At 72.2% G+C, this 13,534-nt stretch carries 14 protein-coding genes; 5 read left to right on the top strand and 9 right to left on the bottom strand.

All coding sequences use genetic code 11. The features are described from left to right. Nucleotides 1-972, top strand: a complete 972-nt coding sequence (locus E1292_RS13355; RefSeq protein ID WP_132595457.1) for a glycine betaine ABC transporter substrate-binding protein — start codon at nucleotides 1-3, stop codon at nucleotides 970-972. A gap of 5 nt (nucleotides 973-977) precedes the next feature. Here the strand turns inward: E1292_RS13355 and E1292_RS13350 are convergent, their stop codons facing one another. Beyond that, nucleotides 978-1,454, bottom strand: a complete 477-nt coding sequence (locus E1292_RS13350) for a MarR family winged helix-turn-helix transcriptional regulator (RefSeq protein WP_246090093.1) — start codon at nucleotides 1,452-1,454, stop codon at nucleotides 978-980. Between the two features lie 305 nt (nucleotides 1,455-1,759). On the opposite strand from E1292_RS13350, the gene E1292_RS13345 reads away from it, so the two are divergent. Continuing rightward, nucleotides 1,760-2,089: a DUF3040 domain-containing protein gene (locus E1292_RS13345; RefSeq protein ID WP_165974510.1), complete on the top strand. Its 330-nt coding sequence runs from the start codon at nucleotides 1,760-1,762 to the stop codon at nucleotides 2,087-2,089. 18 nt (nucleotides 2,090-2,107) lie between these two features. Here E1292_RS13345 and E1292_RS13340 read toward each other — a convergent pair whose 3' ends face one another. Next, on the bottom strand, nucleotides 2,108-3,112 hold the full coding sequence (locus tag E1292_RS13340) for a LacI family DNA-binding transcriptional regulator (RefSeq protein WP_132595454.1): 1,005 nt from the start codon (nucleotides 3,110-3,112) through the stop codon (nucleotides 2,108-2,110). Between the two features lie 140 nt (nucleotides 3,113-3,252). Here E1292_RS13340 and E1292_RS13335 point away from each other — a divergent pair, with 140 nt between their 5' ends. Next, entirely contained in the window at nucleotides 3,253-4,458 is a 1,206-nt protein-coding gene (locus E1292_RS13335) for a site-2 protease family protein (protein ID WP_132595453.1), read from the top strand. Between the two features lie 112 nt (nucleotides 4,459-4,570). Further along, on the top strand, nucleotides 4,571-5,122 hold the full coding sequence (locus E1292_RS13330) for a hypothetical protein (RefSeq protein ID WP_132595452.1): 552 nt from the start codon (nucleotides 4,571-4,573) through the stop codon (nucleotides 5,120-5,122). On the opposite strand, the gene E1292_RS13325 is transcribed toward E1292_RS13330, so the two are convergent. The 7 genes from E1292_RS13325 to E1292_RS13295 form a co-directional block, all read right to left on the bottom strand. Continuing rightward, the gene (locus E1292_RS13325) at nucleotides 5,082-6,845 is read right to left on the bottom strand and encodes a hypothetical protein (protein WP_132595451.1); all 1,764 of its coding nucleotides are present in this window, start codon (nucleotides 6,843-6,845) and stop codon (nucleotides 5,082-5,084) included. The genes E1292_RS13330 and E1292_RS13325 overlap by 41 nt on opposite strands. Beyond that, the gene (locus E1292_RS13320) at nucleotides 6,815-7,516 is read right to left on the bottom strand and encodes a response regulator (RefSeq protein WP_132595450.1); all 702 of its coding nucleotides are present in this window, start codon (nucleotides 7,514-7,516) and stop codon (nucleotides 6,815-6,817) included. The genes E1292_RS13325 and E1292_RS13320 overlap by 31 nt, the downstream gene beginning before the upstream one ends. Nucleotides 7,517-7,584: 68 nt before the next feature. After that, the gene (locus tag E1292_RS13315) at nucleotides 7,585-8,709 is read right to left on the bottom strand and encodes a hypothetical protein (protein ID WP_132595449.1); all 1,125 of its coding nucleotides are present in this window, start codon (nucleotides 8,707-8,709) and stop codon (nucleotides 7,585-7,587) included. Beyond that, nucleotides 8,706-9,224 carry a SigE family RNA polymerase sigma factor gene (locus E1292_RS13310; RefSeq protein WP_132595448.1) on the bottom strand — a complete coding sequence of 173 codons (519 nt, stop codon included), beginning with the start codon at nucleotides 9,222-9,224 and terminating at the stop codon, nucleotides 8,706-8,708. The genes E1292_RS13315 and E1292_RS13310 overlap by 4 nt, the downstream gene beginning before the upstream one ends. A 62-nt stretch (nucleotides 9,225-9,286) precedes the next feature. Continuing rightward, nucleotides 9,287-9,694, bottom strand: a complete 408-nt coding sequence (locus E1292_RS13305) for a cupin domain-containing protein (RefSeq protein ID WP_132595447.1) — start codon at nucleotides 9,692-9,694, stop codon at nucleotides 9,287-9,289. A 15-nt stretch (nucleotides 9,695-9,709) separates the two neighbouring features. After that, nucleotides 9,710-10,531: a phosphoenolpyruvate hydrolase family protein gene (locus E1292_RS13300; RefSeq protein WP_132595446.1), complete on the bottom strand. Its 822-nt coding sequence runs from the start codon at nucleotides 10,529-10,531 to the stop codon at nucleotides 9,710-9,712. After that, nucleotides 10,528-11,769, bottom strand: a complete 1,242-nt coding sequence (locus E1292_RS13295) for a Tm-1-like ATP-binding domain-containing protein (RefSeq protein ID WP_132595445.1) — start codon at nucleotides 11,767-11,769, stop codon at nucleotides 10,528-10,530. The genes E1292_RS13300 and E1292_RS13295 overlap by 4 nt, the downstream gene beginning before the upstream one ends. Nucleotides 11,770-11,896: 127 nt before the next feature. On the opposite strand from E1292_RS13295, the gene E1292_RS13290 reads away from it, so the two are divergent. After that, on the top strand, nucleotides 11,897-13,534 hold the full coding sequence (locus E1292_RS13290; RefSeq protein WP_132595444.1) for an AMP-binding protein: 1,638 nt from the start codon (nucleotides 11,897-11,899) through the stop codon (nucleotides 13,532-13,534).

The raw sequence follows: 13,534 nt of genomic DNA, 5'->3' as shown, positions 1-13,534 counted from the left end.
ATGTTCTCCCGCCCGCTTCGACAGACGTTCACCCTGCTCGCAGCCGCCGCGCTCTCGATCACGACCCTGAGCGCCTGCGGTTCCTCCGACGCCGTCGAAGCCGGCAGCGCGGGCGACGAGCTCAAGGGGGCCAAGTACATCGTCGGCTCCAAGGACTTCACCGAGAACATCGTGCTCGGCAAGATCGCCGTGCACCTGCTCAAGGCGCATGGGGCGGAGGTCGTCGACAAGACCAACCTCGGCGGTACGGTGCCCAACCGCAAGGCCCTGGAGTCCAAAGAGATCGACATGTACTGGGACTACTCCGGCACGGGCTGGATCGAGTTCCTGAAGAACACCAAGCCGATCCAGGACTCCGCCGAGCAGTTCAAGGCGACCGCGGAGGCCGACCTCCAGAAGAACAAGATCCACTGGATCGGTCCGACCCCGCTGAACAACACCTACGCCCTGGCCATCCGCTCCGAGAAGGCCACGGAGCTGGGCGTCAAGACGGTCTCGGACGTGGCCGAGCTGGCCAAGACCAACCCCAAGGAAGTCACGATCTGCATCGAGACGGAGTTCTCGACCCGTGACGACGGGCTGCCCGGCCTGAGCAAGGCGTACGACATGACCATCCCCAAGGACAACATCTCCCTGCTCGACACCGGCGTCGTCTACACCGAGACCGACAAGGGCGAGACCTGCAACTTCGGCGAGGTGTTCACCACCGACGGCCGGATCGCCGCCCTCGGTCTCACCGTGCTGGAGGACGACAAGAAGTTCTTCCCGATCTACAACGCGGCCATGACCCTGAGGGAGGAGACCTACCAGAAGAACCCGGCGATCGAGAAGGTGCTCCAGCCCGTGATCGCCAAGCTGGACGACGCGACCATGCAGCAGCTCAACGCGCAGGTCGACGTCGAGGGCATGGAGCCGGGCAAGGTCGCCGCCGACTGGCTGGAAAAGCAGGGTTTCCTCGGCAACCCCGCCTGACCCGCTCAGGCGTCGGGCCAGCCGAGCGGGTGGCTGCCGGCCTCCGCCGGCTCGCCGCCCGCCTCGTTGAAGGCCGCCATCGCCGAGATCAGCGCCTGGCGCTCCGCCGGCGACATGCGCGAGACGATCGCCGCGATCTCGTCGCGGCGGCGGGCGGTCACCTGGTCCACGATGCGCCTGCCCTCATCGGTCAGGCGCATCAGGCTTTCCCGCCGGTTCATCGGGTTGACCTCGCGGACCACGAGTCCCGCGGCGGCGAGCCGGTCGGCCATCCGCATGGCGGTGGAGGAGTTGACGTCGAGCAGCTCCGCCATGGTGACGAGCTTGGTCTCGCCGTGTCCTGAGAGCACCACGAGCATCCGGAACTGCGGCAACGTCACCCGGTCGGCGACGGCGCCGAGCGAACGCGCCGCGATCGCGACCAGCAGCCGCGAGCCCGACAGCACCGCCGAGATGACAGCGGCCTGATCCTCACCGTTCATCTGGGCGGTTTGACGCTCTGGCATAGAACTGTTCTACACGGTCGAGGCCGCGGATCCGCATGGCGACCCGGCTGCCGACCCCATGCATCCGCAGGTCGCGTGATCGCGGACCGGCCTGAACGACCATGGGGCCCGCACCACACGCGCGGGAGATGATCCCGGAACTCCGCCCGCCGTGACAGCGGAGTCATTAATGTTGCATACTGCAAGAATGTGGAGAGCCACGTTGGGAGTCCCTCAGGTGCATGTGCCCCCTCTCCAGATCGGCCGCCGTTCTCGTCACGCCCTGGAGACGGCCTGAGATCATGGCAATGTCCAGAGACGAGCGGCGAGCGCTCGCGGAGATCGAAGAGCGGCTGGCGCACGAGGATCCCGTGCTCGACAAGCTCCTGGCGGGGCCGCGCGGCAGGGGCGGCGAGCCCGATCCGCCCCGCGGGCTCGACGCCCTGAGCACTCCGGCGGTCGTGCTGTGGGCGCTGGCCGCGGCCACGAGCGTCGTCCTGGTGCTCGCGGTGGCCATCCTGCTGTCCTACCAGGACTGGTCGGGCACGCTGCGGCCGTCTCCGACCGCGATCCCCTTCAACGGCCCCTTCCCCGGCCCCGACGCCACCCAGCTCAACGACCAGATGAGCTGACGACGCCCCCCTCCACGTCTAGGGAGCGGCGGTGGAGGCGCGTTCCACCAGGTCGGGCTGGAAGACGACCTGGCGATGTTCGTGACCGGCAGGCCGGTTGGCCTCCTCCAGCAGCATCAACGCGGCGGTGTGGCCGAGCTGCTCGCGCGGCTGCCGGATCGACGACAGCGGCACGGCCGCCGCGGCGGCGAAGTCGATGTCGTCGTAGCCGAGGATCGCCACGTCGGCCGGCACCCGCAGGCCCCGCTGGGTCATCTCCTGCAACGCCCCGATCGCGACCAGGTCGTTGGCGCAGAAGAGCGCGGTGGGGCGTTCGGCGGAAGGCAGCCCGGCGATCTCCGCGCCGGCCGTGCGCCCGGTGGCCACCGTGAGATCGGGCAGCGGGATGACGGTCAGCGCGTCGGCCGGGCCCAGCACGCCCGCCAGACCGTGGTGCCGCTCGCGCACCTGGCGGACGGTGAACGGCCCGCCGGCGAAGGCGATGCGGCGATGCCCCCGCTCGCGCAGGTGCCGGCCGGCCAGGCGCCCGCCGAGCACGTCGTCCACGGCGACGGCGCAGCCGTGGCTGTGCGGGGCCGAGCTGTCGAAGCGCACCACCGGGATGCCGCGGGAGACGAGCCGGCTCAGCCGCTCCTCCTCGTCGCTGTCGTTGACCGGCGTGATCAGCACGCCCAGCGGTCGCTGCTCCTCGAACGTCTCCAGCAGCCCGGCCTCGCGGGCGGCGTCCTTGTTGCTGTTGAAGACCATGACATTGACGTCGAGGGGTTGCGCCGCGGTCTCCACACCGCGCAGCACGTCGATGAAGAACGGGTTGGCCAGGTCGAGGGCGACGACGCCGATGGTCCGGCTGCGGCCGGCCCGTAACTGCCGGGCGGAGCCGTTGCGGACGTAGCCGAGCGTGGCGATCGCCGCCTGCACCCGCAGCCGCGTCTGGGGGGCCACCATCTCGGGCCGGTTGAGCACGTTGCTCACGGTGCCGACGGAGACCCCAGCGAGCCGGGCGACCTCTTTGATGCTCGACATCGTCCCTCGTGTCCGGTGGTCACCGCTGATCCTACCGCTTCTTCGCACGTTGTTCCGGAACGCTGCGCCGGCCCGCGTCACTGCGTGCAGGTGCCTTTTGTGGGTACGTGGAGCGGACACTCGCATTGTGGGGAGGGCGGATGCGCTCATCCATCAGCCTCGGCCGGATCGGGGGGATTCCGGTCGGGCTCAACGTCAGCGTGCTGGTCATCGTGCTGATCCTGCTCGTCGGGCTGGCCTTCGGCCGGTTCCCCGTGGTCTTCCCCGGCTCGTCTCCCGTGGTGTACCTGCTGGCCGGGCTGGCCACGGCGGTGTTGTTCCTGGCCTCGCTGCTGGCCCACGAGCTCTCCCACGCGATGGTGGCCAAGCGCCACGGCATCGACGTCGCGCACATCACGCTGTGGCTGCTCGGAGGGGTGGCGGAGCTGCGCGGCGAGCCGCGCTCACCGGGCGCCGACCTGAAGATCGCGGTGGTGGGCCCGCTCACCAGCCTCGTGTGCGGCGTGATCTTCGGGGCCGTCGCGCTCCTCGTCTCCGCCGCCGGCTGGGCACCGCTGCTGGCCGGGATGTTCGGCTACCTCGCCGGGGTCAACGTGATCCTGGCCCTGTTCAACCTGATCCCGGCCGCGCCGCTGGACGGAGGGCGCGTGCTGCGCGCCGCCCTGTGGTCCCGGTGGGGCGACCGCACCCGGGCGGCGGTGGCCGCCGCTCGCGCGGGCCGGGTCTTCGGCTACGTCCTCATCGCGCTGGGCTTCCTGCAGGTCGTCACCGGCAGCGGGTTCGAAGGGCTCTGGCTGGCCCTGATCGGCCTGTTCCTCGTCAGTGCCGCCAGCGCCGAGGAGCAGCAGGCGCAGCTCGGCTCCTCGCTGCACGGCATCAGGATCGGGAACGTCATGTCGGACCGGCTGGTCGTCGCCCACCCGGACGAGACCGTGGCCGAGCTCATCGACCGGGTCGTCATGCGCGAGCGCCTGTCCACCTATCCGCTGGTGGACCACGGCATGCGCTTCCTCGGGCTGGTCACGCTCAACCGCATCCGCCAGGTACGGCCCGACGCACGCGCGGCGACGCGGCTGCGCGACATCGCCTGCCCTCCCGACCAGGTGCCCGCCGCCCGGCCCGAGGAGGCGCTGACCGACCTGCTGACCAGGATGGGCGGCTGCGCCGACGGCCGCGCCGTGGTGCTCGACCCGGCCGGGCGGCTCATCGGGCTGCTCACGCCCAGCGACATCAGCCGCGTGATCCAGACCGCCGGGCTGCACGCGGGAGACCCGTACCACGGCCCCCGGGGCGCCGACCTGACGACGCATCACCCGGGCCGGCCCCTGGACCGCTCCGGCCGGTGACCCGCCGCCGCGGAGGATAGGGCACGCGGCCGCGCGTTCCCGCATCCGGAAACGCGCGGCCCCCGGGCTTACGGTTGCCTCGCAACGCACCCGGAAGGACGGGGAGAGTAACGTGCGAGCGAGGACTGCGGCCGTCGCGGCCGTGCTTTCACTGACAGGCAGCTTTGTCGCGGCGAGCCCCGCGGCGGGAGCCGCCACGGCCGTCTACTACCTCAAACCCCAGGTCACCACCCTCGACGCCGCCACGGACAAGTGCCCGGGAGACGCACAGTGGTTCGTGGACAAGGAGGCGAGGATCGCCTGGACGTGGACCAACGGCAGGCACGCATGCGTCGAGGTGTCCTACACGCCCAGGTACACATCGATGTCATGCGACTTCTCCTTCTACATCCCGCCGAAATCGGCCACGGCCGTCGTGCGCTTCGCCATCCACGGGGACTTCGATCCCCGCATTCACGGCGGGGTGGTGCGAGGGCCGGGCCTCCCCGTGGACGAGAAGCCGCGCCACGGCTGGTGGCACATCGGCAGGGGGACGAACGTCCGGTCGATCCTCTTCACCGACGCCAACGGGCAGCCGTACAGGGCCGAGCGCATCGGCTGGGGCATGGACGCCACGAACGGGATCAAGCAGGTGTGCGCCCCTGAGCGCCGCCGACCGCTCTAGCGGACGCGGCACCGGCGCGGCGGAGCCGGTCGCGGATGTCGCCGAGGCGCTCGGCGGCGTGCGCGGCCAGCACCGGGTCGATGGTGTCCCGGTGCTGGCGCAGGCGTTCCTCCGCGGCCCGCACGTCGCGTTCGACCAGCTCGAACACCTCGGCCCGCCCGCGCGCGTGGCCCTCGCGCTCGGCGGCCCGCCGGCGGCGGGCGATGAGGGCGTCCAGGTCGGCGGCGTCCCTGCGCAACATCGTCCGCACGCCCGTCGCGCCCACGGCGAAGATGGCCGGCCACACCAGGATCACGAGGTCTCGCGGCTGCGGCGGCGCGGGTAGCAGCGCCGTCCCTGCCGCGACGATGGCCGCGGACGCGGCGACGACCGCCCACCGGTGCGCGCGGCGCAGGTCCGGCCAGGAGAAGACGACGAGCGGGATGACGAAGTCCAGGAAGTAGAGGAACGGCACGCGGATCAGCCCGCCGCTGGTCAGGTTGCGCATCAGCAGCGTGCTGGTGACCGCGTCCACGGCGCCGAAGAGCAGGGCGGCCGCGACGACGCCGGGCCGCGACGACGCTCCCCTGGCGCGTACGGCGAGGTGCGCGCGCCAGGCCAGGAGGAGCCCGGCGCAGGCGAGGGCGACGCCCGCGGGCCACGGCACCGCCTCGAACGACGGCAGGCAGTGGGCGAGCGAGCCCAGCGTGCTCAGCCCGATGATGAGAGGACCCAGATCGTACGGCCCGGCCACGCGTCCCGGGTCGGCCGCCAGCCGCACCGGCCGGCCGTCGATGACGAGCCGGCGCTCCTGTCCCAGCGGGCCAGTGCCGACCGCCGACACGGTGACCCGGCCGCGCGGCCGCAACTCCGTCAGCACGTGACCGAGCAGCTCGACCTGGCTGGGCACGAGCAGCAGCGTGCCGTCGCCCTCCCTGACCCGGAACTCGACGTCGTGGGTGAGGTCGGGGTCGGCGCTGTTGTGCAGGACCTGCCAGTTGCGCAGGGCCGTGTCCAGGAACTCGGCGTGGTCGCCGATGCTCTCCGCCAGCCGCTGCCGCCAGGCCGCCAGCGGGGAGCGCGGCACGGGCCCCGTTCCCGCCAGCAGCGGCCACACGCGGGTGGCGGCGTCCACCACGGTGTCCCGTCCGAACGCGACGCTGCCCTGCCCGGCCAGCCGCGCCCGGCTCGCGGTCGCCTCATGCTCGGCGTCCGCCTCCCGCAGCCGCTGGGCGAGCTGCCGGTCCAGGTAGCGGCTGATGACCACCCCGCCGAGGGCGCCCGCGGCCGGCCAGAGGAACGGCGCGACCGCGGGCTGCGAGCCCGCCGCCACCAGGGCCACCCCGGCCGACCCGCCCACGAGCAGGGTGACGAGAGCTCCCCGCCGCCAGCCGCGCAGCGCGGTCTCGAAGGCCAGCGGGCAGGCCGGCAGCGCGGCCGGGTCCAGCGGCCCGCCCACCAGCACGCACCATCCGGCGACGTCGGCGCAGTCGAGTGGCAGGCGTAACGCGAGCGGCAAGCGGCGCCGCCGCAGCAGCGCGGTCAGCGCCAGGTCGTACAGGATGAAGGCCGCCGCGAGGGCGGCGGCCTGCTCCGGCGGGAGCCTCCCCGTCGCGGCCACCGTGGCGGCCGCCATGACCCGGCTGGCGACCCGGATGTTGACGAAGAACCTCGTGGTCGCCACGCCGATGGCCGCCGGGGCGGCCAGCGGGCTCACGGCCGCCGCTTGATCCGGGTGGCCCATGTCAGGAACCGCTCGATCTGGCGTAAGGAGGGCAGGTCCTGCTCGCGGTCGGGCGGCAGCCCGTCGGCGTTGACCGTGGCGATCCTGGCCACCCGGCCGAACTCCGCGCGGACCCGCTCCCATGCTCTCCCCCGCGGGTTGGCCCGCTCGGCCAGCCGCCCGGGCAGGTCCTCGGCCAGCGCGTACGCCACGGCCGCGTTCACGCGGGTCAGGCGGGAGACGCCCAGCCGCTCCTCGTCCCTGGTGCGCCCCTCCTGCCGTGGCGTGCTGGACCCGGCGGCCCGGCCAGGGCGCAGCACGGCCGCCAGCATGGCCTGAGGGTCCAGCACGTCACGGCGGTCGTAGAGGAAGTCGGCTCCCGCCTCGCGCATCCGGCGGCGCACCGCCTCGTCATAGGCGTGGCCGGTCACCACCACCACGCGCGGCCGGCCCGGATCGCACCGCCGGCGGATCTCCTCGACCACGGCCACGCCGGGGAACTGGTCGTCGGCGCGCCGGTCGTCGGCGGCGTCGACGAGAGCCACGTCCACCTCCCGCCACCCGTCGCCGAACGCGAGGGCGGCGGGGTGATCGAGCGCGGTCACGGCGCCGATCTCCGCGCGGTCGCGGAGGAAGGTGGTGACCCCGAGCCGGACATAGTAGTCGTCGTCGACGACCGCCACCCGATTCATACCGCCTCCACACGTGATCGTAGGCTTGGCCGCGCGTTCTGGCCACGCCGTCCGCGTGGGCGCCGCGATCAGCCCGCCGCGGCTCCGGGAAGGACCACGCTTCTGGGCGAGCCGGGATACCGGGTCAGGAGCCGGGCTCGACCCGTGGTCGTGTCGACCGCGTAGGTGGCGACCTCTCCCTTCCCGCCGCGGAAGCCCAGCGTGACCTCCTTCTCGTTCACCCACAGCGTGGTTTCGAAGATACTGCCGTCCTTCGGCAGGCCGCGGATGTCGACCTTGCGCAGGGCCCGCCCGGTCTTGGTGTCGAGCAGGCTGAGCCTGCGCTTCACGAGGTCCGAGCGGGGACGCTTGCCCTTCTTGGTGTCGGGGAAATGGAAGGCGGCCACCGTGCGGCCGTCGGGGGCGAGCTCGCTGAACATGATGAACGCGCCGTCGAAGCGCACCGGCTTGCCCCCGCCGGTCACGGGCATCAGCCACAGGTCGGTCTTGCGGTACCGGACCAGCTCGGCGACGCCGTCCCTGATGGTGACCACCTCGTACGTGCCGGGCACCGGGACCGTCCTGCCGGTCCGCACGTCGATCAGCAGCCCCGGCTTCTTGCTGCCCTCGCGCGGGTCGAAGAGCAGGTGGCGGCCGTCGTCGGAGACCGCCAGCATGGAGCCGATGTCGATCCGCTCCTCCTCCACCGTGACCGGCGAGGTCGTCTCGGAGCCGGTCACCAGGTCCCTGACCACGTGCGCCTGCGCCTCCCGGCTGTAGTAGGCGAGCATGCGGCCGTCCCTGCTGACCGCCATGGGCGCGGGCCGTTCCTTCGCGGTCCTGACGAGCGCCTGCGGCACGCGGTAGGTCGTGCCCGTGCTGGTGACCACCCGCCACTCGACCATGCTGCAGTCGAACCGCTTACGTACGACGTCGAGGTCGCAGGGCGTCATGTAGGCGAGGGCGAGCGGGCCCACCCGGTTGTCGGGCAGGTCGAGCACCGGTCGCGCGGCCGGCTCGCCGCCCCGCTGTCCCGGCAGCACGACGGCCGCGCTCGCCGCGCCCATCACCACGGCGGTTGCGGCGGCGGCCAGCGCCCAGCCGGCGCGCCGCCGGCGCCTGCGGCCCGTGATGGCCGCGTCCACCAGGCGCGTCAGGTCCACCGCCGGAGCCTCGGCCGCGATGTCGTCCAGCGCGTCCCGCAGCCTGGTCATCGGGTCACCTCCACGATCTCCGGATCCGACAGCATGGGCCCGAGCTCGGGCGCCAGCGAGCGCAGGCGGGCCAGCGCGTGGTGGCACTGGCTCTTGACGTTGCCGATCGAGCAGCGGAGCACCTCGGCAGTCTGCGCCTCGGTGAGGTCCTCCCAGAAGCGCAGCACGATCACCGCCCGCTGCTTGGGCGTCAGCTTGGCCAGCGCCCCGCGCAGCACGATCCGGTCGAGCGCGACCTCGTCGTACGAGGCGCCATGTTCCGGCACGTTGGAGCTCAGCACCTCGGGCCGCGGCCTGCGCTTCCACGAGATGTACTGGTTGACCAGCGCCCTGCGCGTGTACGCCTCGGGGTTGCCGTCTCCCGACAGCTTGTGCCACTGGCCCACGACCTTGGCCAGGACGCTCTGCAGCAGGTCCTCGGCGAGGTAGGCGTCTCCCGTGAGCAGGTACGCCGTCCGCATCAGCGATTGCTGCCGGGCGAGCACGAATTCGCGGAAGCCGTCATCACCATCCAATGTGATCTCCTCTGCCCGTCACAACGCCACCCGCCGGGCGAAAGGTTGCAGTCTCGCGTGCGTCAGGCCTGACGCCACTCCGCGACGCCGCCCGGCTCGTGCAGCGTGAGGTCCGGCGCGGCCTCCAGCGCCTTCTCCTCTCCACCGGGCGTGTACGTGACGATCAGCCGCAAGGGCCGCCACGTGGTGTTGTACGTCGAGTGGTAGACGCCCGCGGGGATGTGCACGGTGTCGCCCTCTCTGATGGTGAACTCCTCGCCGTCGTCCACCATCTGGCGGCCCTCGCCCGAGATGACGTAGATGATCTCCTCGGCGCCGGGGTGGTGGTGGCGGGCGTGCCCGCGGCCCGGGTTGACGATGACCTCGCCCAGGGTGCTGCTCGCCCCCTGGACGGCGGACGGGGTGACGAACCACTTGATCGACCCCCAGTCGAAGGCCATCGTCGGCACGCTGTCGGGGCTGACGTGCATGGCGGCTCCTCGCTATCAGAACGTGAGTGACTTGAAGGCCCGGACCTGCTCGGTGATGGCACGCTCGGTCGGCAGCCGCTCGACGGACGAGGCGCCGAAGAAGCCGACCACGCCCTTGGTCCGCGACAGGACGTACGCGGCGTCGTCGGGCTCGGCGATCGGGCCGCCGTGGCAGAGCACGAGCACGTCGGGCCGGACGGCCACGGCCGCGTCCCGCATGGTTTGCACGCGCTCGGCCGCCTCGTCGAGGGTCAGGGCGGTGCCGGCGCCGATGCTGCCTTTGGTGGTCAGCCCCACGTGCGGCACCAGCACGTCGGCGCCCGCCTCGGCCATGGCCCGCGCCTGGCTCTCGTCGAAGACGTAGGGGGCGGTGACGAGGTCGCGTTCGCGGGCCTGCCGCACCATCTGCACCTCCAGGTCGTAGCCCATGCCGGTCTCCTCCAGGTTCTGGCGGAACGTCCCGTCGTAGAGGCCCACGGTCGGGAAGTTCTGCACGCCGGCGAACCCCATCGCCTTGAGCTGGTCGAGGAAGAGCGGCATGACGCGGAACGGGTCGGTGCCGCACACGCCGGCGAGCACCGGCGTGTCACGCACGACCGGCAGCACTTCGGAGGCCATCTCGACGACGATCTGGTTGGCGTCGCCGTACGGCAGCAGCCCGGCCAGCGAGCCGCGCCCGGCCATGCGGTAGCGGCCCGAGTTGTAGATGATGATCAGGTCGACGCCGCCGGCCTCGGCGCACTTGGCCGACAGGCCGGTGCCGGCTCCCGCGCCGACGATCGGCTGCCCGGCCGCGACCGTGCCGCGGAGCCTGTCGAGCACGTCCTGCCTGTTCACGTGGCGCCTCCGGAGATCATGTGGTGCAGCCGCTCCGCCATGGCGCGGCCGAAGGCCGGGTCGTTGACGTGCAGGTCGAGCTCCTCGACGGGCACGCCGGAGCCGCGCAGCCCCTCGGCCATGGCCTCGAAGCAGGCCTCGTCGGCCTTCGGGTCGGCGAAGGCGCCGCCGGGCGCGTCCAGGGCGGACACGCCCCTGCGCGGCACGAACAGCACGGTGGGCCCGCTCGCGTCGCGGAGCTTGGCCGCCACGCGGCGGCCCAGCTCGGCCATCTCGCCCGCCGTGGTGCGCATCAGCGTCACGGTGGGGTTGTGCACGTACAGCAGGCGGTCGCCGAACTCGTCGGGCACGCTGTCGCGGGGGCCGAAGTTGACCATGTCGAGCGCGCCCGGCGCGACCACCTGCGGCACGCCGTGCGCGCCGGCCGCGGTGAGCCGGCCGGGCCCCGCGGACAGGACGCCGCCGACGAGGTCGTCGGCCAGCTCGGTGGTGGTCAGGTCGAGCACGCCGGCCAGCATCCGGCTCGCCGCGAGCCCTTCGAGCGCGCGCCCGCCCGCGCCGGTCGCGTGGAAGACGAGCACCTCGTAGCCGAGCTCGGCGAGCCGCTCGCGCGCGGCGTCGACGGCCGGGGTGGTCACCCCGAACATCGACGCGCCGACGAGCGGCCGGTCGGAGCCGCCCGTGGTCAGCTCGGCCCTGGCGAGCTGGTGCGCGCGGGCCATGCCCGCGGCCGCGGCGGCGGCGTTGCCGAGGATGGCGCGGGAGAGCCGGTTGATGCCCGCGATGTCGACCACGCTGTACATCATCGTGACGTCCTTCGCCCCGACGTACGGCGAGACGTCTCCCGCCGCCATCGTGGACACGATCAGTTTGGGCAGGCCGATGGGCAGGTCGCGCACGGCCCGCGCGGCGATCGACGAGCCGCCGCTGCCGCCCAGCGCCAGCACGGCGTCGGCGCGGCCGTCGGCGTGCAGCCGGGCCAGGATCTCCGCCGCGCCCTCGCCCATGGTGGTCACGGCGGCGCCCCTGTCGCCGGCGGAGCGCAGCGCCCGCAGGTCGCCCCCTCCCGCCTCGGCGACCTGCTCGTTGGAGACGTCGGCGAGCAGCGTCTGGCCGGGGACGCCGACGCCGGCGTCCACCACGACCACGTCGCTGCCCAGCTCCACGAGCCGGTTGCGCAGCCACGCGTACTCCTCGCCCTTGGTGTCGAGTGTGCCGATCAGCACGACGGACGGCATGTCCTGCCACACCCCTCTGTTCGGAGACCTCCTGGATGTTGCCCGCACCGGCGGCCTCCCACGCCTGGCCGGGCGCATCCCCCGGCGGGGGGTGGTCACCGGGCCGATCCTGGCGGAGTCTGTTCCCATGGCTGACGCACTGCTCTCGTACGCCTCGGGCGTGTCCGGTGTCCCCTTGCTTGGCGAGACGATCGGGGAGAACTTCGAGCGCGCCGTGGCCCGTTTCGGCGGGCACGAGGCGCTGGTGGACGTGGCGGCCGGGCGCCGCTGGACCTACGCCGAGCTCGACGCCGCCGTGAACGAGGTGGCGCTCGGCCTGCTGGCCCGTGGCGTGGCCAAGGGCGACAGGGTGGGCATCTGGGCGCCCAACTGCGCCGAGTGGGTGCTCGTCCAGTACGCCACCGCGAAGATCGGCGCGATCCTGGTCAACGTCAATCCGGCGTACCGGGCTCACGAGCTGCGGTACGTCGTCGAGCAGTCCGGCATGCGGCTGCTGATCAGCGCGGTCTCCCACAAGACCAGCGACTACCGGGCGATGATCGGCGAGATCGGGTTCGCGCAGGCCGTGTTCATCGGCGAGCGCGGCTGGGACGAGCTGGTCGCGAGTGGCAGGCGCGGCGACCCGGCCACGCTGCGGCGGCGGGCGGCGGAGCTGGCGTTCGACGACCCGATCAACATCCAGTACACCTCGGGCACCACGGGCTTCCCCAAGGGCGCCACGCTGTCGCACCACAACATCCTCAACAACGGCTATTTCGTCGGCGAGCTGCTCGGTTACACAGCGGCCGACCGGGTCTGCCTGCCGGTCCCGCTGTACCACTGCTTCGGCATGGTCATGGGCAACCTCGGCGCGACCTCGCACGGCGCGTGCATCGTGCTGCCCGCGCCGGGCTTCGACCCGGAGGCCACGCTCCGCGCCGTGCAGGAGGAGCGCTGCACGTCCCTGTACGGGGTGCCGACGATGTTCATCGCCGAGCTGGCCCTGAGCGGCGCGTACGGCCTGTCGACGTTGCGGACCGGCATCATGGCCGGCTCCCCCTGCCCGGTGGAGGTCATGAAGCGGGTCGTCACGGAGATGAACATGGCCGAGGTCGCCATCTGCTACGGCATGACCGAGACGTCGCCCGTGTCCACGATGACCCGCGGCGACGACGGGCTGGCCCGCCGTACCGAGACCGTCGGCAGGGCCATGCCGCACATCGAGGTCAAGGTCGTCGATCCGGAGACCCGGCTGGTCGTCCCCCGGGGCGTGCCCGGGGAGCTGTGCACCCGGGGCTACTCGGTCATGCTCGGCTACTGGGGCCAGCCGGACGCCACGGCCGAGGCCGTCGACGCCGCGCGCTGGATGCACACCGGCGACCTGGCCACCATGGACGACGACGGCTACGTCACCATCGTCGGCCGTATCAAGGACATGGTCATCCGCGGCGGCGAGAACATCTACCCGCGCGAGATCGAGGAGTTCCTGTACGGCCATCCGGACATCAGCGACGTCCAGGTGATCGGGGTGCCCGACGAGCGTTACGGCGAGGAGCTGATGGCCTGGGTGGTCATGCGGCCGGGTGCGGAGCCGCTGACGGCCGGGCGGGTCAGGGAGTTCTGCGCGGGCCGGCTCGCCCACTACAAGATCCCCCGCTACGTCCACGTGGTGGACTCCTTCCCGATGACGGTCACCGGCAAGATCCGCAAGGTGGAGATGCGCGAGCGCGCGGCCGGCCTGCTCGGCCCGCGCCCGGACGGCATGGCGGGCGGGCAGGACACCTGA

It is taken from the genome of Nonomuraea deserti (assembly GCF_004348685.1).
GTDB lineage: Bacteria > Actinomycetota > Actinomycetes > Streptosporangiales > Streptosporangiaceae > Nonomuraea > Nonomuraea deserti.
Note: the sequence above shows the minus strand (reverse complement) of the source record. Positions and strands in the feature narration are given on the sequence as shown.

Excerpts from the sequence above, each read along its gene's own strand:
- E1292_RS13355 (WP_132595457.1), top strand. The coding sequence starts at position 1 with ATGTTCTCCCGCCCGCTTCGACAGACGTTCACCCTGCTCGCAGCCGCC.
- E1292_RS13350 (WP_246090093.1), bottom strand. The coding sequence starts at position 1,454 with ATGAACGGTGAGGATCAGGCCGCTGTCATCTCGGCGGTGCTGTCGGGC.
- E1292_RS13345 (WP_165974510.1), top strand. The coding sequence starts at position 1,760 with ATGGCAATGTCCAGAGACGAGCGGCGAGCGCTCGCGGAGATCGAAGAG.
- E1292_RS13340 (WP_132595454.1), bottom strand. The coding sequence starts at position 3,112 with ATGTCGAGCATCAAAGAGGTCGCCCGGCTCGCTGGGGTCTCCGTCGGC.
- E1292_RS13335 (WP_132595453.1), top strand. The coding sequence starts at position 3,253 with ATGCGCTCATCCATCAGCCTCGGCCGGATCGGGGGGATTCCGGTCGGG.
- E1292_RS13325 (WP_132595451.1), bottom strand. The coding sequence starts at position 6,845 with ATGGGCCACCCGGATCAAGCGGCGGCCGTGAGCCCGCTGGCCGCCCCG.
- E1292_RS13320 (WP_132595450.1), bottom strand. The coding sequence starts at position 7,516 with ATGAATCGGGTGGCGGTCGTCGACGACGACTACTATGTCCGGCTCGGG.
- E1292_RS13315 (WP_132595449.1), bottom strand. The coding sequence starts at position 8,709 with ATGACCAGGCTGCGGGACGCGCTGGACGACATCGCGGCCGAGGCTCCG.
- E1292_RS13305 (WP_132595447.1), bottom strand. The coding sequence starts at position 9,694 with ATGCACGTCAGCCCCGACAGCGTGCCGACGATGGCCTTCGACTGGGGG.
- E1292_RS13295 (WP_132595445.1), bottom strand. The coding sequence starts at position 11,769 with ATGCCGTCCGTCGTGCTGATCGGCACACTCGACACCAAGGGCGAGGAG.
- E1292_RS13290 (WP_132595444.1), top strand. The coding sequence starts at position 11,897 with ATGGCTGACGCACTGCTCTCGTACGCCTCGGGCGTGTCCGGTGTCCCC.